Genomic DNA, 19362 nt, shown 5'->3' with positions numbered 1-19362 from the left:
GCGGTGCACTGCCGACGGCAATGGCGATGCCGGGGGCGATGGGATGCCGGGGGCGATGGGATGCCGGTGGTGATGGGGATGGGTGACGGCGGTGGTGATCCGGGACGGAAAGCGGGAAACGGCACGGCGGCGCCGTACGTCAGCCCGCGCGCAACGCCATCGTCATCGCCTCCACCGCGAGCAGCGGTGCGACGTTGCGGTCCAGCGCCCGCCGGCACGCGATCACCGCCTCTATCCGGCGCAGGGTCCGCTCGGGGGTGGAGGAGCCGGCGACGCGTTCGAGGGCGTCCTGGGTGTCCGCGTTGGCGATGGCGATCCGCGAGCCCATCTGCAGAGCCAGCACATCGCGGTAGAAGCCCGTCAGCTCGCTGAGCGCGAGATCGAGGCTGTCGCGCTGGGTACGGGTCTTGCGGCGCTTCTGCCGATCCTCCAGCTCCTTCATCACGCCCGCCGTCCCCCGCGGCATCCGGCCTCCGGCGGCGGCGCCGAGGGCGGCCTTCAGTTCTTCCGTCTCCTTGGCGTCGACCTCCTCCGAGACCTGCTTGGCGTCCTCCGCGGCGGTGTCGATCAACTCCTGGGCAGCCTTGAGACAGCCCCCGATCTCCTCGATCCGCAGCGGCACCTTCAGCACGGCGGCACGCCGGGAGCGGGCCCGCTCGTCCGTGGCGAGGCGACGGGCCCGGCCGATGTGACCCTGGGTGGCACGGGCGGCGGACGCGGCCCGCTCCGGATCGATGCCGTCGCGCCTGATCAGCACGTCGGCCACCGCGTCCACGGAGGGCGTGCGCAGGGTGAGGTGGCGGCAGCGGGAACGGATGGTGGGAAGCACGTCCTCGAGCGAGGGCGCGCAGAGCAGCCAGACCGTGCGGGGAGCCGGTTCCTCCACGGCCTTCAGCAGGACGTTCCCCGCGCCCTCGGTGAGCCGGTCCGCGTCCTCCAGCACGATGACCTGCCAGCGACCGCCGGCGGGGGACAGCTGGGCGCGTCGGACCAGCTCGCGGGTCTCCTTCACGCCGATGGAGAGCAGATCCGTACGGACCACCTCGACGTCGGCGTGTGTACCGATGAGGCTGGTGTGACAGCCGTCGCAGAAGCCGCACCCGGGCGCGCCGCCCAGGGCCCGGTCGGGGCTGACGCACTGGAGGGCGGCGGCGAAGGCCCGGGCCGCGGTGGAACGGCCGGAGCCGGGGGGGCCGGTGAACAGCCAGGCGTGGGTCATCTTCGATCCCGGCGGCACCGGCTCCCCCGCGGAGTGGGCGGTGACCAGCGCATCGGCGTCCCGGGCGGCGGCACCGAGCTGCTCCTGCACCCGGTCCTGCCCGACCAGGTCGTCCCATACGGTCATGGGTCACCGCCCTTCCGGTGGTGTGCGACCTCGTGGCCGCACGTTGTCGTGCTGTCCGCTGTCGTGCGCCGTGCTGACGTGCCGTACGCCGTGCTGTCATGCACCCGCGCACCGTCGTGCCGTGTGCCGTGGTCTCGTGCCGTGGTCCCATGCACCGGGTTGTCGCGCGGCACGGCCGCACGGCCCGCGCGACGGGATGTCGTTGCGCGTCGGCTCCCCGTCCGACCGGACCGACCGCGCCCGAACCCGGCCCCGCTGGTCCCGGCTCATCTCCGGACTCCATTGTGAGGGACGGGTCTGACACTCCCGGCAGGACCGGGCGGGACCGGTCTCGACCGCACTCCGACCGGTCCGACGGGCCGGCGGGGGCGGACCGGACATCCGCTCCGCAGGCCGGCAGATCGACGGCCCCGCGGCCCGGCCCCTTCGGCCGGCCACACGGATGTCCCGTCCCTCACCCCGCACCGCCTCAGCGGCGCGGGCGGCGTCCCCGTCCCGAGGAGCCCGGGTCCTCGTCGTCCCCGTGGTCGCCGCCCAGCAGCTCGTCCGCCAGCGTCGGCAGGTCGTCCAACGGCGTCTCCTCGGCCCAGTCGGGGCGCGGGCGCCGGGAGCGGTGCTCCTGGCCGTCCCGGGGGTCCCGCGCCTGCTGCGCCCCTGCGCCACCCGCGTGCGGGTCGTCGATCTGCGGGAGCTCGCGCGTGCGCTCGTTCTCGCTCTCAGCAACGAAGCCCGTCGACGGACGCTCGTCACGGAAGATGCCCCGCGGAACCCGGTCCGCCGGATCCGCCGAGCGCGCTTCACGCGCACCCCAGGCGTCCCTCGACTCCTGCACGTCACGCGCACCCCCCGTGTCACGAGGACGCCGCGCGTCCCGTACCGGGGGCTGTCCGTCCCGTACCGGAGGAAGGATCGCCGTCTCGTCGTCGGAGCGCGCGGGACGCGTGGTCGGCGAGGGCACCTGCTGCGTCACGTCGTTCGGGTCGACGATCGGTGTCGGCACCGTGACCTCGTTGTCCGGCACGGACGCCGCCGCGGCCGCCTCGGCCCTGGCCGCCTCGGCCCGGCGCCGGGCCTCCTCGGCGCGCAGCAGGGCCTCCTCGGCGGCCCGCTGCTTCTCCAGACGCTGTTCCTCGGCCTCCTTGCGCTGCCTGGCCTCCTCCGCGGCTCTCTTGCGCAGCCTCTCCTGCTCCGCCTCGCGGGCAGCCTCCTCGGCCTCCCGCTTGGCCCGCTCCTCCTCGGCCTTGCGCCGGGCCTCCTCGGCCCGCTGCCGGGCCTCCTCCGCCTGGCGTTCGGCCTCTCGCCTGCGCGCCTCCTCCAGCTCGCGGCGCTTGCGTTCCTCCTCCTCGGCCCGGAGCTTGGCGAGCTGTTCCTGTCGCTCGCGCTCCAGCCGCTCCTCCTCGGCCTTGCGGGCCGCCTCTTCCTCGGCCTTGCGCCTGGCCTCCTCCTCGGCCTTCCTGCGTGCCTCCTCCTGGGCCTTGATCTCGGCCTCGGAGAGCGGAAGAAGCTGGTCGAGGCGGTGGCGTACGACCGTGCTGATCGTCTCCGGGTCCTGCCCCGCGTCCACCACCAGGTAGCGGGTCGGGTCGGCCGCGGCCAACGTCAGGAAGCCGGCCCGCACCCGGGCGTGGAACTCCGGCGGCTCGGACTCCAGCCGGTCGGGCGCCTCGGTGAACCGCTCCCTCGCGGTCTTCGGGTCGACGTCCAGCAGGACGGTCAGGTGCGGTACGAGCCCGCTCGTGGCCCAGCGCGAGATCCTGGCGATCTCGGTCGGGGAGAGGTCACGGCCCGCGCCCTGGTAGGCGACGGACGAGTCGATGTAACGGTCGGAGATGACGATCGCACCGCGCTCCAGCGCCGGGCGGACCAGCGAGTCGATGTGCTCGGCGCGGTCGGCGGCGTACAGCAGCGCCTCGGCCCGGTTGGAGAGCCCGGCCGACGACACGTCGAGCAGGATCGAGCGCAGCCGCTTGCCGACCGGGGTCGCGCCCGGCTCCCGGGTGACGACGACCTCGTGGCCCTTGGCGCGGATCCACTCGGCGAGCGCCTCGACCTGGGTGGACTTTCCGGCGCCGTCGCCGCCCTCCAGGGCCAGGAAGAACCCGGTCTTCGCGGGAGCCACGTCCGGTTCGCCGCCACGCAGCGCCTCGCGCAGGTCACGGCGCAGCGGCACGCCGGAGCGGTCGTCCGTCTTCGCGAGGACGATCACCGCGACGGGCAGCAGCAGCGCGCCGATCAGCATCAGGGCGAAGGCCGCTCCGCCGTGAGCGAAGACGAACGCTCCCGACTCCAGCCGGTGCGCGCCGATCGCGGCGGACAGCAGCGGGCCGACGAGCGCGCCGAGCCCGACGACGACCCGTACGACGGCCTGGAGGTGCTCCGTGATCCTGGCCCGGCGGGACTCCTCGGTCTCCTGGTCGATCAGGACGTGGCCGGTGCGGGCGGCGACCCCCGCCGCGTACCCGGCGAGCACCGTGATCCCCACGACGGTCGCCGTGTCCGGCACCAGGCCCACGGCGAGCAGCGCGACGCCCGTGACGGCGACGGCCAGCGCCAGCAGGCGGCGCCGCGACAGCGTGGGCAGCACCTTCCCGGCGGTACGGATGCCGACGCCCGTGGCACCGGTCAGTCCGAGGATCAGCAGGGCGAACGTGACGGGTCCGCCGCCCAGCTCCCCGGCGTGCAGGGCGGCGACGGCAGCGGCGGCGGCGATGGCCCCGGCGACGGCGGCCGACGCACCGATGATCACCGGTACGGCACCGGTGCGGCCCCGGTCGGGTCCGCCGTCGGCCGACGGCCGGCGCAGGCCCTCCAGCGGCGAGCGCGGGCGGGGCGTCTGGGAACCGGGCAGTTCCAGGAAGTACAGGGTGGAGATCGAGGCCGCGAACAGACCGGCCGCGACGTAGGAGCCGAGCGCCGCCTGATGGAGCGAGAACCACTCCAGGCCCGAGCCCAGCAGGTTGCCGACCAGGGTGGCGGCCAGCAGACCGGCCCCGGCGACCGGGATGGCGGCGAAGTCGGTACGGAGGGAGAGTCGCCGCAGGGCGTCGAGGTGGTCGGGAAGGGGACGTACCGCCGCGCCCTCGGGGGGCGGCGCGGGCAGCAGCGCGGGCGCGGCGCCCTCCTTGGCGACCGTCCACAGGCGCTCGGCCGCGCCGGTGACGAAGACGGTGATGAGGATCATCATGAGCGCCTGAGCCGGCATCCAGTCGATCCACAGCGGTGCGACGACCAGCAGCGCGAGCCGCAGCCCGTCCGTCCCGATCATCAGCCAGCGCCGGTCCAGCGGTCCGCCCGGCGCGGTGAGCGTCGTCAGCGGACCGAGGAGTACGGCCCCGAAGATCAGGGTGGCGAGAATCCGGGCACCGAACACCGCGGCGACGGCGAACGCCGCCCCTCGATATCCGGCTCCGAATGAGCCCTCCTGGACCGCCGCTTGCAGCGACATCAGCACCAGCACGAGAAGGGCGAGGGCATCGCCGATGCTTCCGACGAGCTGGGCGCTCCACAACCGCTTCAGCGGCGGGATACGCAACAGGGCTCGTACGGCGCGCTCGCGTGAGTCTGCGGCAAGTGTGTCGGAGGTGGGGCTCACGACCGTTGGCTGCTCGGCTCGCGTCATCCGCCCAGCCTATCCGGATCGGACGACTCCCCGGAGGCCACGCCCGAACATGTGGACGACCAGGGCGTGGGATGTGGACAGCCCGGGGCGTGCCACAGGAGTACGGACCACGTGCTACGGAGGTGCCCCGGCCGCAGCCGCCCACGCCTCACACCTCACCGGACCGACGGCGTCCCCGTACGAGAAACTCCCGCCGGAAGCTCCCCCGTACGAAGACCGCGCCGCCCTCCGCACGGGGACGGGCCGCCTCCCACACGGAACGGCCTCCTGCACGGGACGGGCCGCCCCCGTACAGGACGGGGCGGCCCGCACTGAAGCGGGACGCCCCTCCGAACAGCTCACGGTCCCCGGCCCCGGCCCGGTACCGTCCCCGGCCCCCGGTCGGCCCACCGGTGATCCAGGCCCGGTCAGCCCACCGGTACCGGGTTCCCGGTCAGCTCTCCCCGGCGGCCGACGCCGCCGTGGTCTCCTTCGCGGCGGCCGTCTTCTTCGCCGCCGTCTTCTTCGTGGCCGTGGTCTTCTTCGCCGCGGCCTTCTTGGCGGTCGCCACCGTCTTCTTCGCGGTCGTGGTCTTCTTGGCCGCCGTCTTCTTCGCGGCCGTCTTCTTGGCCGGGGCCTTCTTCGCCGTCTTCTTCTTCGCGGGCCCCTTGGCACGCTTCTCGGCGAGCAGCTCGTAACCGCGTTCCGGCGTGATCGTCTCGACGCTGTCGGCGGTCCGCAGCGTGGCGTTGGTCTCGCCGTCGGTCACATACGGGCCGAAGCGGCCGTCCTTGACCACGACCGGCGCCCCGCTCACCGGGTCCGTGCCGAGCTCCTTCAGCGGCGGCTTGGCGGCGGCGCGACCGCGCTGCTTGGGCTGCGCGTAGATCGCGAGGGCCTCTTCGAGGGTGATGTCGAAGAGCTGCTCCTCGGAGGCGAGCGAACGCGAGTCCGTGCCCTTCTTCAGGTACGGGCCGTAGCGGCCGTTCTGCGCGGTGATCTCGACGCCGTCGGTGTCCTCGCCGACGACGCGCGGCAGCGACATCAGCCGGAGCGCGTCGGCCAGCGTCACCGTTTCCAGCGACATGGACTTGAAGAGGGAGGCGATCCGCGGCTTCACGGCGTTCTTGCCGGTCTTCGGGGTGCCCTCGGGCAGCACCTCGGTGACGTACGGGCCGTAGCGACCGGCCTTGGCGACGATCTGGTGCCCGGTGATCGGGTCCGTGCCGAGTTCGAAGTCGCCGCTCGGCTTGGCCAGCAGCTCCTCCGCGTACTCCACGGACAGCTCGTCCGGAGCCAGGTCCTCCGGCACGTCCGCGCGCTGGTGGCCCTCGGCGTCCTTCTCACCGCGCTCGATGTACGGCCCGTAGCGGCCGACCCGCAGCTTGATGCCGTTGCCGACGGGGAACGAGGAGATCTCCCGGGCGTCGATCGCGCCGAGGTCGGTGACGAGCTCCTTCAGGCCGCCGAGGTGGTCGCCGTCGCCGTTGCCCGCGTCGGAGGCCGCGCCCGCGCCCGCCAGGTCGTCGCCGCCCGCGCCGAAGTAGAAACGCTTCAGCCACGGCACCGCCTGGGCCTCGCCCCGCGCAATGCGGTCGAGGTCGTCCTCCATCTTCGCGGTGAAGTCGTAGTCGACGAGCCGGCCGAAGTGCTTCTCCAGCAGGTTGACGACGGCGAAGGAGAGGAAGGACGGGACGAGCGCCGTGCCCTTCTTGAAGACGTAGCCGCGGTCCAGGATCGTGCCGATGATCGAGGCGTACGTCGACGGGCGGCCGATCTCGCGCTCTTCGAGCTCCTTGACCAGCGAGGCCTCGGTGTAGCGGGCCGGGGGCTTGGTGGCGTGCCCGTCGGCCGAGATCTCCTCGGCGGACAGCGCATCGCCCTCGGCGACCTGAGGGAGGCGGCGCTCACGGTCGTCGAGCTCGGCGTTCGGGTCGTCGGCACCCTCGACGTACGCCTTCATGAACCCGTGGAAGGTGATCGTCTTGCCGGATGCGGAGAACTCGGCGTCCCGGCCGTCGCTCGCCCGGCCGCCGATCCTGACGGTGACGGAGTTGCCGACCGCGTCCTTCATCTGGGAGGCGACGGTCCGCTTCCAGATCAGCTCGTAGAGCCGGAACTGGTCACCGGTGAGGCCGGTCTCGGCGGGAGTGCGGAAGCGGTCGCCGGACGGGCGGATCGCCTCGTGCGCCTCCTGCGCGTTCTTGACCTTCCCGGCGTACGTGCGCGGCTTGTCCGGCAGGTAGCCGGCCCCGTACAGCTGCGTGACCTGCGCCCGAGCGGCGGCGACCGCCGTGTCCGAGAGGATCGTGGAGTCGGTACGCATGTACGTGATGAAGCCGTTCTCGTACAGCTTCTGCGCGACCTGCATGGTGGCCTTGGCGCCGAAGCCCAGCTTCCGGCTCGCCTCCTGCTGGAGGGTCGTCGTGCGGAAGGGGGCGTACGGGGAACGGCGGTACGGCTTCGACTCGACGGAACGCACGGCGAACGCGCTGTCGGCGAGCGCGGCGGCCAGCGCGCGGGCATTCGCCTCGTCCAGGTGCAGCACCTGGCCGGAGCCGGACTTCAGCCGGCCGTCCGGGCCGAAGTCACGGCCCTGGGCGACACGGCGGCCGTCGACCGTGTTGAGGCGGGCGGTGAAGGACGACGGGTCGGAGGCGCCCGCCCCGTTCGCGCCCGTTCCGGTGGAGAACGTTCCGGTCAGGTCCCAGTACTCGGCGGAGCGGAAGGCGATGCGCTCGCGCTCCCGCTCGACGACGAGACGGGTCGCCACGGACTGGACGCGCCCGGCCGACAGCCGCGGCATGACCTTCTTCCACAGGACCGGCGAGACCTCGTAGCCGTAGAGCCGGTCGAGGATGCGGCGGGTCTCCTGGGCGTCGACCATGCGCTGGTTGAGTTCGCGCGGGTTGGCGACGGCGGCCCGGATCGCGTCCTTGGTGATCTCGTGGAAGACCATCCGGTGGACCGGGACCTTGGGCTTCAGGACTTCCTGCAGGTGCCACGCGATGGCTTCGCCCTCGCGGTCCTCATCGGTGGCGAGGAAGAGTTCGTCGGACTCGGCAAGAAGCTGCTTGAGCTTCCTGACCTGGGCCTTCTTGTCCGCGTTGACGACATAGACGGGCTGGAAGTCGTGCTCGACGTCGACGCCGAGCCGACGCACCTCGCCGGTGTACTCCTCCGGGACCTCTGCGGCACCGTTCGGCAGGTCGCGGATGTGCCCGACACTCGCCTCGACGACGTATCCGGGGCCGAGGTAGCCCTTGATCGTCTTCGCCTTGGCAGGCGACTCGACGATGACGAGTCGGCGGCCGCCCTGTGCGGTCTCGCTGGTCGGGGACAACTTCGCTCTTCTCTCCGGTCGACGCTCGGTGGGCATCCGGGCAGCGGCATGACGCCGCCGACGGTGCCGTCGCTGCGGAGTGTGACGGTACAACCCGCCCCCGTGTCAAACGGCAAAAGCCCGCAACGGCCACTCGAACGGTAACCCGACTCCCGGCATTCCTGCCGCCCGGAGTACCCGGTCCGTCGGGCGTACGACCGCCGCCGCCCGCCGTTCCCGACCGCCGCGGCACCATCACCGGCGACGTGTGGTGTCCGCCACCGGGCACGGGCCCTCCGGGCGTGTTCCTCACCCTCCCCACCCTGCCCCGTATGTCCCCCGCCATGTCCCGTCGGGCGGGATCCGCGACGCCTCCGGGGGTCCGCCATGCGTGGCGACGGTCCGGCGGAACCCGTGGGTCCCGGTGCGAAGTGGATCAGATGCGGGTGAAGCACCACACACCGAGAACGAGAAAAAGTACGCCGAACACAGTGGCGAGCACGGCGGAAGCGAGGGGGCTCACTCCATGCGCCACCGGCGCGCGGTGCATCACGCGCGCCCCCGTCCACAGCAGCAGCGCGGCGCCGAACAGCGCAAACACCGCTCCGGCGAGAACCGCTGGTCCGCTCTCCATGCCCGTCCGCCTCCCTGTCGCTGTTCGGCCGTGGCCGTGCCGTCCGGTCGGGTGGAGGCTGTCACCCCCGGGCGTCGCGGACGCGAACCCTGGGTGAATGGCCGGATTCACCCGCCACCGGGCCGGGGCGGACCTCGCCTCGAACCCAAACACCGACTCGCGCCCCGGACGCCGGTTCGGGCGCGACCTCGGCTCGGGCACGGGGCGCCGAGCCGGGCCCGGCCCTGAGAAGCGGAACCGATCCAGTGGCCGATCGGAGGTGGCGGCCGGTCCCCAAGCCGCTCAGGAACGCCATGCCGAGCCGAAGCCGGGAGGCGGTCCGGAAGCCGCTCGGGGGCACTGGCCCGTTCCCCGGGCCGATCCGGAACCGAACCGGCGGCGGGCGCCGGACACCCCCGTCCGACTTGGGTGCCCGGTGTACGGGTCCCGCCACCGGGCGCAACCGGAACAACAAGGCACGACGGCGGACCGCTGGGCGACAAGAACGGCACCACCGGTGAAGAGGACATTCACCGTGCGCAGAGGACGCCCCGGCCCGGAACCGCTCCGAACCGGAACGACTCGAACCAGAACAGAACGGCCCCTTCCGGATCACGGCGCCGACGTCAGTCGGCCGACCCCACCGGCTCCAGGAACCCTTCCTCCACCAACAACCGGATCGCCTGCGGGGTGCGGTCACGCAGCAGCACCGGGTCCTCGTTCATCAACTGGGCGATCGCGTCCAGGATCCGGCCCGCCGGCAGCGTCCCGTCGCACACGCCCGCGAAGCCCGCGCCGACGGCATCGACCTTCGTCGCGCGCCGCATACCGCGGTTCTGGCGGAGCACCACGTGCTCGGGGTCCTCCGCGCCGGGCAGGCCGACCTGCTCCTGCACGATCTCGGCGGCGAGCGCGAACCGCCCGGCCAGCAGCGCGGCGTCGTCCTGCTCGCGGAGGTAGTCCTGGCGGGCGAAGTGGGCCTGCACGGCCGGTCCGAGCGGCTGCTCCACCGCGTGCGGCCATTCCTCGATCACGACGGACGGATTCCCGGCGGCGGCCGCGGCGGACTTCCGCAGGGTGATCCAGCCGAAGCCGACGCTCCTGGTCTTGCGGGCCTCGAACTCGTCCAGCCAGGCGTCGTACCGGGCCGCGTACTCGGCGGGGTCCGTACGGTGGTCGCCGCTGTCGCGCAGCCACAGCTCCGCGTACTGCGTGACGTCCTGGACCTCACGCTGCACGATCCAGGCGTCGCAGCCGTACGGCACCCAGGAACTCAGCCGGTTTCGCCACTCCTCGCCCTCCACGTGCTGCCAGTTGGCCAGGAAGTGGGCGTATCCGCCTTCGTTGAGCCGGTCGCCCGTCTGCTGCACCAGGGTCCGGCACAGGTCGTCGCCGCCCATGCCGCCGTCTCGGTAGGTGAGACGGGCGCCGGGCGAGATGACGAACGGCGGGTTGGAGACGATCAGGTCGTACTTCTCCGTGCCGACCGGCTCGTACAGGGAGCCCAGGCGCAGGTCCGCCGCCGGTGCGCCGGACAGGGCCAGCGTCAGCCGGGTGAACTCCAGCGCCCGCGGGTTGAGATCGGTGGCCGTCACCCGGCCGGCGTGCTGCGAGGCGTGCAGCGCCTGAATGCCGGAGCCCGTACCGATGTCGAGCGCGGAGGCGACCGGCGTACGGACGGTGATTCCGGCGAGGGTGGTGGACGCCCCGCCGACTCCGAGGACCACGCCCTCCTCGCGCGAACCGATGCCGCCCGCGCCGCCGACCGAGCAGCCCAGGTCGGAGACGATGTACCAGTCCTGCCCCTCGGGCCCGCTGTACGGACGCACGTCGACCGCAGCCCGCACCTCGTCATCGGCGCGGACCACCCAGCCGTCCTCTATGCACTCCGCCAGCGGAAGCGCGGCTCGGGCCCGCTCATGGGGGACGGGGTGCTGGAGCAGGAAGAGCCGCACCAGAGTGTCGAGCGGGGACGCCCCCCGAGTGGCCCGCAGCGCCGGAACCGTCTCGCTGCGGGCGAGAGCGGCATAGGCGGGCGCACCGAGCAGGTCGAGGAGCCCGTCGGCGGTGAAGGCGGCTGCGAGCAGGGCTTCGCGGAGCCGGGGCGAACGGTCGGGCACGGGAAGGCGGGTCGTACTCACCCGACCATTGTGTCCGCTCCCACCGACAACGGCAGCGGCCCGGCACCCATAGGACTGTCCGGGCCGACCGGTCAGGACTCCTTGCTGGGCGAGGTGGACGGCGCCGCCGGGGCGCCCGATCCCGGGGTGGTGTTCTTGGGCGGCACCGAGGCCGTCGGCTTCTGGCAGCCCTTCTGCTTCGCCATCGCGGTGGCGACATCGCCGGACTGAAGCCTCTTCAGGGCCTGGTCGCCATTGGAGCTGATCTTGTTCAGCTCGTCCGCGATGCCCTTGAGGCCGTCGGCGAACTTCGCCTGGTCCTTCGTATCGAGGGCGTCGACCTTCTTCTGCAGGTCCGCGTACGCCGCGGAGGAGGTGTTGAGCTCCTTCACGGCGTCCTTGTGCGTGGCCTCGCCGTTGTCGACGGGCGGCGGGCCCGCCGACTCGACGGCCTTGCCCAGCGCCTTGTACGCCTGCGAGATCTGCTGGAAGGCGGCCGAGTCGGTCTTCTGGACATCGGCGGGCTTGCTGTTGTCGGCGGTCTGCTGCTGGATGGCGGCGTTGGCGTTCGCGATCTTCTGCAGCTGGGGCTGGACCTGGTCACAGACCTTCTTGGCCCAGGCGTTCACCTTCTCGCTCTTGTCGTCGCCACCACAGCCCGACAGCGTGAGTACCAGTACCGCACCGCCGGACAGTGCGGCCGCAAGCTTCTTGTTCACCGGATCGGTCCCTTCCAAGACTCTCGGCCCCGGAACTTACACGTCGGGCGCCCTCCATCCGGGTGCCTCCCGTCCGATGGATCACCTTTTGCAGCCATTTGCACCAAGGGAAATGAGGGAGATACAACTCACCCGCACAGCTACCGAAAACGGGAACACCCGAGCGAACAGCACTACCCGCACATGTACACACATGCATGCGTACGGATGCGGGGACCCACATGCAGCGAATACCCCACGAACCAGCCGACACCCGGTACCCGCACCGGCACCCTGCTGCAGCACCGCACCACTCCGCCTGCTCCCCCGAGCCGCCACACGGCCGACCGGGCCGACCGACCACGGTTTTTCCGGTGAGCGGCATCGGCCGGGCGGACGGGGCATCAGCCCCCTTCGTCCGCCCGGTCGTTGCTCCGTCCCTCTCACCGCCTCACGACACGGTCGCCCGGCCGGGACGGGCGTGGCTGCCGCCGCCCCCGTCCCCGTCACCGGGCTCCTCCGCGTCCCCGACGGCGATCCCGCGTCGCTTGGAGACGTAGACCGCGCACACGATGACGACGACGGCGAGCGCCGCCACCACCGCCCGGACCGCGGGGCTGGCGTCCTGCCCATAGCTGAACTGCACCACCGCCGGGGCGATGAGCAGCGCGACCAGGTTCATCACCTTCAACAGGGGGTTGATGGCCGGTCCCGCGGTGTCCTTGAACGGGTCGCCGACCGTGTCACCGATGATGGTCGCCGCATGGGCCTCGCTGCCCTTGCCACCGTGCCGGCCGTCCTCGACGAGCTTCTTGGCGTTGTCCCAGGCACCACCGGAGTTGGCGAGGAACACCGCCATCAGCGTCCCCGCGCCGATGGCGCCCGCGAGGTACGAGCCGAGCGCCCCGACGCCGAGGGTGAACCCGACGGCGATCGGCGCCAGCACGGCGAGCAGGCCGGGCGTGGCGAGCTCACGCAGCGCGTCCTTCGTGCAGATGTCGACGACACGTCCGTACTCCGGCTTCTCGCTGCGGTCCATGATCCCGGGATGCTCGCGGAACTGCCGCCGCACCTCGTGGACCACGGCCCCGGCGGACCTGGACACCGCGTTGATCGCCAGTCCGGAGAAGAGGAAGACGACCGCGGCGCCCAACATCAGGCCCACCAGGTTGTTGGGCTGCGAGATGTCCAGGCTGAGGGACATCGCCCCGGCCCCGGCCCCCACGCCCCCGACGGCCCCGGCGATCGCGTCGCGGTACGAGCCGAACAGCGCCGACGCCGCCAGGACCGCGGTGGCGATGGCGATGCCCTTGGTGATGGCCTTCGTGGTGTTGCCGACGGCGTCCAGGTCGGTGAGGACCTGCGCGCCCGCGCCTGTGACGTCGCCGGACATCTCGGCGATGCCCTGTGCGTTGTCGGAGACCGGTCCGAACGTGTCCATGGCCACGATGACCCCGACGGTCGTGAGCAGCCCCGTCCCCGCCAGGGCCACCGCGAACAGCGCCAGCATGATCGACATGCCGCCGAGCAGGAACGCCCCGTAGACGCCCAGGCCGATCAGCAGCGCCGCGTAGACGGCGGACTCCAGTCCGACGGAGACGCCCGCGAGCACGACGGTGGCCGGACCGGTCAGCGAGGACTTGCCGATGTCCCGGACCGGGCGTCGGCTCGTCTCGGTGAAGTAGCCGGTCAGCTGCTGGATCAGGGCGGCCAGCACGATCCCGATGGCGACGGCGACCAGGGCGAAGATCCGCGGGTCCCCGTCGCGCGAGGTGATGGCGGTGTCGGTGACGCCGTCCAGCTCCGCGTACGAGGACGGCAGGTAGGCGAAGACGCCCGCGGCCACCAGCGCCAGCGAGATCACGGCGGAGACGAAGAAGCCGCGGTTGATGGCCGTCATTCCACTGCGGTCCGCGCGCCGGGGGGCGACCGCGAAGATCCCGATCACCGCGGTGACCACGCCGATCGCCGGAACGATCAGCGGGAAGGCCAGCCCGAAGTCCCCGAAGGCGGCCTTCCCGAGGATGAGCGCGGCCACGAGCGTCACGGCGTACGACTCGAAGAGGTCGGCCGCCATGCCCGCGCAGTCGCCGACGTTGTCGCCCACGTTGTCGGCGATCGTGGCGGCGTTGCGCGGGTCGTCCTCCGGGATCCCCTGCTCGACCTTGCCGACGAGGTCGGCACCGACGTCCGCGGCCTTCGTGAAGATACCGCCACCGACCCTCATGAACATGGCGATGAGTGCGGCCCCGAGCCCGAAGCCCTCCAGGACCTTCGGGGCGTCCGCGGCGTAGACGAGTACGACGCAGGAGGCCCCGAGCAGCCCGAGCCCCACGGTGATCAAGCCGACCACACCACCCGTACGAAAAGCGATCTTCATCGCCTTGTGCGAGACGGCGGTGAGGTCCTTTTTCGGTTCGCCTTCTTCCGGAGTCGCCTCACGCGCAGCGGCAGCCACACGGACATTGCTGCGCACGGCGAGCCGCATGCCGATGTATCCGGTGGTCGCCGAGAAAAGCGCGCCCACCAGAAAGAAGAGCGAGCGGCCCGCACGCTGCGACCAGTTGTCGGCGGGGAGCAGGAGGAGCAGGAAGAAGACCACGACCGCGAAGACGCCGACGGTACGCAACTGCCGGGCCAGGTACGCATTCGCGCCCTCCTGAACGGCGGCCGCGATCTCCTTCATCCGGTCGGTCCCCTCGCCCGCCGCCAGCACCTGGCGCAGCAGCAACCGGGCGACGACCAGCGCGGCGACGGCCACGACCGCGACGGCGACCACGATGACGCGATTGTCATCGGTGAGCACCGCGGCCGCGAGGGAAGACGGCCGGTCCGAACGTGCGGAAAGTGCGGAATCTTGCGCCAGTCCTGCCAGTGGGGTGTTGAAGATCTCCGCCATACGTCCTCCTTGACGCTCAGCGCTCAAGACGTGGACGAATTGTAAGGAGACCGGACCGAGCAAAACAGTGCACTGCAAATGTAATTAACGTTCACGACCTGATCGATAAATGATCGGGCAGCAGATCACTCCAAATGCAGTAATGCGGCAGAACCATTTTCTGCGGACCATCGATCACGCAGAAATGAAAGAGACCCCGCTCAGCAGTGCTCAGCGGGGCCATGAGGCGGATCGATCAAGGAATCGGCAGGACCGGGGCTCGGGAGCCGTCATGGGCGGCGGGCCGCCGCCCATGACGGCGGCGGCGCTCGTCTCAGGGAAGCGCTGGCGCGGGCATCCTGGGCCAGGTCATACGGATCACTCCGCCGTTGATCCCGGATCTGACCTCCATGTCGTCGACGAGGCCGCTGATGACCGCGAGACCCATCTCGTCCTCGCCGTCGGCCTCGGTGCCGGGCTCCGGCTCGTCGAGGCCCGCGCGGAGTGCCGCACCGCGGGCCGCGGGGCCTGCGCCGGGAGCGGGCTCCGCACCCGGTCCGGGCACCTCGTCCCCGACCTCGATGGAGAAGGACTTCTCCTCCTCGGTCAGGGCGACGGAGACGGGAGCGGTGATGCCATGACTGCGATGCAGCCCCACGGCGCGGCTGCAGGCTTCACCGACGGCGAGTCGGACCTCGTCGAGCACGGCTTCATCGACACCTGCGCGGCGCGCCACGGCGGCGGCCACGAGGCGCGCCGTCCTGACGTGTTCGGGCTGGGCGCTGAAGCGGAGTTCAACAGTGGCCATGCGATCCCCCTCAGACGTACGGGCGTGCATCCCGGGAGCCCGGGCACGCTGCCCGCCGCTCCGGCTCTTCTTCCGGTATTCCTCTGGTCTTCATCTCGGCCATCGCCGGGTCGGCCTCCAGCCTGCCAGGCGCTGGTCCCGCGTCGGCCCGTTTCCGCGCTCATTTCCGCGTCCGGTTCCTTCGTCCGGCTCCTTGCCCACGGCTTCGTACGGAACCGGCCCCGGACCATCGCCGATCCCGCCCCGAACCGTCCCGTTCTGCCGACGAGCCCATCGGCCGAAGGGCTTGTCGTCGGCCACGGCCGTCCGCCGCGGCCGACGTGCAATCACCGACCGCACGGAAGGCCCGGCCCGCGGCACCGATCGACGGGCGATCAGCCTGTCAGTCGGCCGACGAACGGTCCGGGGCACACACTCCACGCGGACCACGCAGACCGGTCGGCCGACGACCTCCCGATCACTCGGATGGCTGCTCGGAGCGATGCCATCCGGGCCCTCACCGGTCAACCACCCCGCCGAATGCCCGGCACCCGACCGGTCGACTGGCGGATGTCCGCCGTCCGGCCGGCAGGTATCCGGCGAGTCGTGACACCCGGTCGCTCAGGACCGGACGCGACACCCCGGCCGACGTGCCCGATGCTCGACATGCCCGAGCAGGCGGCCGGGCACATGCCGGCCCACGCCGACAGACGGCCGTCGGACGCACCGCTCCGTACAGCCGCTCGTCTGCCGGCCGATACGCGAACCAGCGGCCAACGAATACTCCTGCCGCGTACCGGACCGGCTGTTGTCGGCCGATCCGGTCACTGGAGCGCATGCGAAATCGACGGACCGCCGCCGCCCCGACGCATCGGGGCGGACCGGACCATCAGTCCGTATCCGGGCGGACCGGACCGTCAGTCGGTGGCCGCGACCGCCTCGTCGACCGTGGTGTGAATCGGGAACACCTTGGTCAGACCGGTGATCCGGAAGATCTTGAGAATGCGCTCCTGGTTGCACACCAGGCGCAGCGAGCCCTCGTGGGCCCGGACACGCTTCAGGCCGCCCACGAGCACGCCGAGGCCGGTGGAGTCGAGGAAGTCCACGCCTTCCATGTCGACAACCAGGTGGTAGCTGCCGTCATTCACCAACTCGACCAACTGCTCGCGCAGCTTTGGCGCGGTATACACATCAATCTCGCCACCGACCTCGACGACCGTACGGTCGCCACCAGGGCCGGACACATTGCGAGTCGACAAGGACAGGTCCACGGATCCTCCAGCACCTTGCTATCGAGCGGTCGCCCCTCGGTCTCCCCGGCGGAGCCAGGGGACGGATCGCCAGCCGCGATGGCATTCAATCACTTACCAGCAGCCATGCACGACGCCTTGGGACCATTGTCCGTCACGCCAGTGACACACTCGGTGCCGATGGCCAAGAATCACCGCCCCAGTCGACCGCCCGGGAACACGGACTCCGGCCCGTCTCCCGCCATGGTCCTCGACCGGCTCGCCGCAGCGGCGGGCCGGTCCGCGCGCATCACTCATACGGAGCACTTGCCCCCGCGTACGGGAACCCATGCCATCTGGCCCGATCGCATCCGTCCAGAAGTGATCGCCGCGATCCAGCGGGCGGGAATCGAGCACCCCTGGGTGCATCAGGCGGTGGCCGCCGAGCACGCTCTGGACGGCGATTCCGTGATCATCGCCACGGGGACGGCGTCCGGGAAGTCGCTGGCCTACCTCGCCCCGGTGCTCACCGCCCTGCTCGACGGTTCCGAGGCCCCGAACGGCCGAGGCGCGACCGCCCTGTACCTCGCCCCCACCAAGGCCCTGGCCGCCGATCAGCGGCGCGCCGTGAAGGAACTCGCGGCGCCCCTCGGCAACGCCATCAGGCCCGCGGTGTACGACGGCGACACTCCGGTCGAAGAACGCGAATGGGTGCGCCAGTACGCCAATCACGTCCTGACCAATCCCGACATGCTGCACCGCGGGATACTCCCCTCCCACCCTCGTTGGTCCTCCTTCCTGCGCGCTCTGCGCTACGTCGTCATCGACGAGTGCCACACGTACCGGGGCGTCTTCGGCTCCCACGTCGCCCAGGTCGTACGGCGGCTGCGCCGCCTGTGCGCCCGCTACGGGGCGGATCCGGTCTTCCTCCTCGCCTCGGCCACCGCCGCCGAACCGGCCGTCGCGGCGGGCCGCCTCACCGGGCTCCCCGTCAAGGAGGTCTCCGACGACTCCTCGCCCCGCGGCGAGCTGGTCTTCGCCCTGTGGGAGCCGCCCCTGACCGAACTGCACGGCGAGAAGGGCGCGCCGGTGCGCCGTACCGCCACCGCCGAGGCCGCCGACCTCCTCACCGACCTCACCGTCCAGGGTGTCCGCTCGGTCGCCTTCGTACGCTCCCGCCGCGGCGCCGAGCTGATCTCCGTCATCGCCAAGGAACGCCTCGCCGAGGTGGACCGCTCCCTACCGGCCCGGGTCGCCGCCTACCGGGGCGGGTACCTCCCCGAGGAGCGCCGCGCACTGGAACGTGCCCTGCACTCCGGCCGGCTCCTCGGTCTGGCCGCCACCACCGCCTTGGAGCTCGGCGTCGACGTCTCCGGCCTGGACGCCGTCGTCATCGCCGGCTACCCCGGCACCAGGGCGTCGCTGTGGCAGCAGGCCGGTCGCGCCGGACGCTCCGGCCGAGGTGCCCTGGCGGTGCTGGTGGCCCGCGACGACCCGCTGGACACCTTCCTCGTCCACCACCCCGAGGCGCTGTTCCGGCAGCCCGTGGAATCGACCGTCCTGGACCCGGACAATCCGTACGTCCTCGCCCCACACCTCTGCGCCGCCGCCGCGGAGCTCCCACTCACCGAACCGGATCTGGAACTCTTCGGTCCGGCCGCCGCCGGTCTGCTGCCGCAACTGGAGGCCGCGAAGCTCCTGCGCCGACGGGCATCGGGCTGGCACTGGACCCGTCGTGAACGCGCCGCCGATCTCACCGACATCCGGGGCGAGGGCGGCCGCCCCGTCCAGATCGTCGAGGAGGGCACCGGCCGACTGCTGGGCACGGTCGACGAGGCCGCCGCGCACACCGCCGTCCACGAAGGTGCCGTCCATCTCCACCAGGGCCGCACCTATCTCGTCCGGAAGCTGGATCTGGAGGACTCGGTGGCCCTGGTCGAGGAGGCGGCACCGCCGTACTCGACGACCGCCCGCGACACCACCTCCATCGCCGTCCTGGAGACCGACACCGAGATCCCATGGGGCGACGGGCGGCTCTGCTACGGATCCGTGGAAGTCACCAACCAGGTCGTCTCCTTCCTGCGCCGCAAACTGATCAACGGCGAGGTGCTCGGCGAGACCAGACTGGACCTGCCGCCCCGCACCCTGCGCACCCGCGCCGTGTGGTGGACGGTCACCGAGGACCAGCTCGATGCCGCCCGCATCAACCCGGAGATCCTCGGCGGCGCCCTGCACGCCGCCGAGCACGCCTCCATCGGGATGCTGCCGCTCTTCGCCACCTGCGACCGGTGGGACATCGGCGGTGTCTCCGTGCCATTGCACCCGGACACCCTGCTGCCCACGGTCTTCGTGTACGACGGCCACCCGGGCGGCGCCGGATTCGCCGAACGGGCCTTCCACACCGCCCGTGCGTGGCTGACCGCGACCCGCGAGGCCATCGCGTCCTGCGAATGCGAGGCGGGCTGCCCTTCCTGCATCCAGTCCCCCAAGTGCGGCAACGGCAACGATCCGCTGCACAAGCGCGGTGCCGTGCGCCTCCTCAGCGAACTTCTCCGGTCCGCTCCACCGGAACCCGAGGAATCGGGTCCCCTGGCTCCCCCGAATCCCCCAGCATCACCGGCGGCCGCAGACTCGGAGACGGCAGATCCGGGGGCGATGGACCCAGAGTCGGCAGAACCGCTGATCCGGGAGGAACCATCGGAAGCAACGCCGATGCCGGAGGGCCGGGAGGAGCCGTCGGAGGGCCCGCCCGAGACCTGACCTCCGGTTCGT

The 19362-nt window shown here is 71.5% G+C and carries 10 protein-coding genes; 1 reads left to right on the top strand and 9 read right to left on the bottom strand.

The genetic code is table 11. The features are described from left to right. Window positions 1-139: 139 nt before the first annotated feature. The 9 genes from ACFYY6_RS32725 to ACFYY6_RS32685 form a co-directional block, all read right to left on the bottom strand. Entirely contained in the window at window positions 140-1345 is a 1206-nt protein-coding gene (locus ACFYY6_RS32725) for a DNA polymerase III subunit delta' (protein ID WP_351516911.1), read from the bottom strand. A gap of 469 nt (window positions 1346-1814) precedes the next feature. After that, window positions 1815-4964 (bottom strand): dTMP kinase, encoded by a 3150-nt coding sequence (gene tmk, locus ACFYY6_RS32720; protein ID WP_389196985.1) that lies wholly within the window; start codon window positions 4962-4964, stop codon window positions 1815-1817. A gap of 433 nt (window positions 4965-5397) precedes the next feature. After that, window positions 5398-8286: a type I DNA topoisomerase gene (topA, locus tag ACFYY6_RS32715; RefSeq protein ID WP_389196983.1), complete on the bottom strand. Its 2889-nt coding sequence runs from the start codon at window positions 8284-8286 to the stop codon at window positions 5398-5400. A 415-nt stretch (window positions 8287-8701) separates the two neighbouring features. After that, window positions 8702-8899 carry a hypothetical protein gene (locus tag ACFYY6_RS32710; protein ID WP_351516907.1) on the bottom strand — a complete coding sequence of 66 codons (198 nt, stop codon included), beginning with the start codon at window positions 8897-8899 and terminating at the stop codon, window positions 8702-8704. 605 nt (window positions 8900-9504) lie between these two features. After that, on the bottom strand, window positions 9505-11019 hold the full coding sequence (locus ACFYY6_RS32705; protein WP_388651431.1) for a methyltransferase: 1515 nt from the start codon (window positions 11017-11019) through the stop codon (window positions 9505-9507). Window positions 11020-11090: 71 nt separating this feature from the next. Next, a complete protein-coding gene (locus ACFYY6_RS32700) occupies window positions 11091-11717 on the bottom strand; it encodes a small secreted protein (protein ID WP_351516904.1) in 627 nt (208 codons plus the stop codon). A gap of 430 nt (window positions 11718-12147) precedes the next feature. Further along, window positions 12148-14595, bottom strand: a complete 2448-nt coding sequence (locus tag ACFYY6_RS32695; RefSeq protein WP_351630242.1) for a sodium-translocating pyrophosphatase — start codon at window positions 14593-14595, stop codon at window positions 12148-12150. Between the two features lie 313 nt (window positions 14596-14908). Beyond that, window positions 14909-15382: an ATP-binding protein gene (locus ACFYY6_RS32690; RefSeq protein ID WP_351516901.1), complete on the bottom strand. Its 474-nt coding sequence runs from the start codon at window positions 15380-15382 to the stop codon at window positions 14909-14911. Between the two features lie 896 nt (window positions 15383-16278). Further along, a complete protein-coding gene (locus ACFYY6_RS32685; RefSeq protein WP_003967428.1) occupies window positions 16279-16632 on the bottom strand; it encodes an STAS domain-containing protein in 354 nt (117 codons plus the stop codon). Between the two features lie 78 nt (window positions 16633-16710). Between ACFYY6_RS32685 and ACFYY6_RS32680 the strand changes: the two genes are divergently transcribed. Next, a complete protein-coding gene (locus ACFYY6_RS32680) occupies window positions 16711-19350 on the top strand; it encodes a DEAD/DEAH box helicase (RefSeq protein WP_351516899.1) in 2640 nt (879 codons plus the stop codon). Window positions 19351-19362: the final 12 nt, after the last annotated feature.

The organism is Streptomyces sp. NPDC001750, assembly GCF_042892615.1.
Classification (GTDB): Bacteria; Actinomycetota; Actinomycetes; order Streptomycetales; family Streptomycetaceae; genus Streptomyces.
Note: the sequence above shows the minus strand (reverse complement) of the source record. Positions and strands in the feature narration are given on the sequence as shown.

Excerpts from the sequence above, each read along its gene's own strand:
- ACFYY6_RS32725 (WP_351516911.1), bottom strand. The coding sequence starts at position 1,345 with ATGACCGTATGGGACGACCTGGTCGGGCAGGACCGGGTGCAGGAGCAG.
- tmk (WP_389196985.1), bottom strand. The coding sequence starts at position 4,964 with ATGACGCGAGCCGAGCAGCCAACGGTCGTGAGCCCCACCTCCGACACA.
- ACFYY6_RS32710 (WP_351516907.1), bottom strand. The coding sequence starts at position 8,899 with ATGGAGAGCGGACCAGCGGTTCTCGCCGGAGCGGTGTTTGCGCTGTTC.
- ACFYY6_RS32695 (WP_351630242.1), bottom strand. The coding sequence starts at position 14,595 with ATGGCGGAGATCTTCAACACCCCACTGGCAGGACTGGCGCAAGATTCC.
- ACFYY6_RS32690 (WP_351516901.1), bottom strand. The coding sequence starts at position 15,382 with ATGGCCACTGTTGAACTCCGCTTCAGCGCCCAGCCCGAACACGTCAGG.
- ACFYY6_RS32680 (WP_351516899.1), top strand. The coding sequence starts at position 16,711 with ATGGCATTCAATCACTTACCAGCAGCCATGCACGACGCCTTGGGACCA.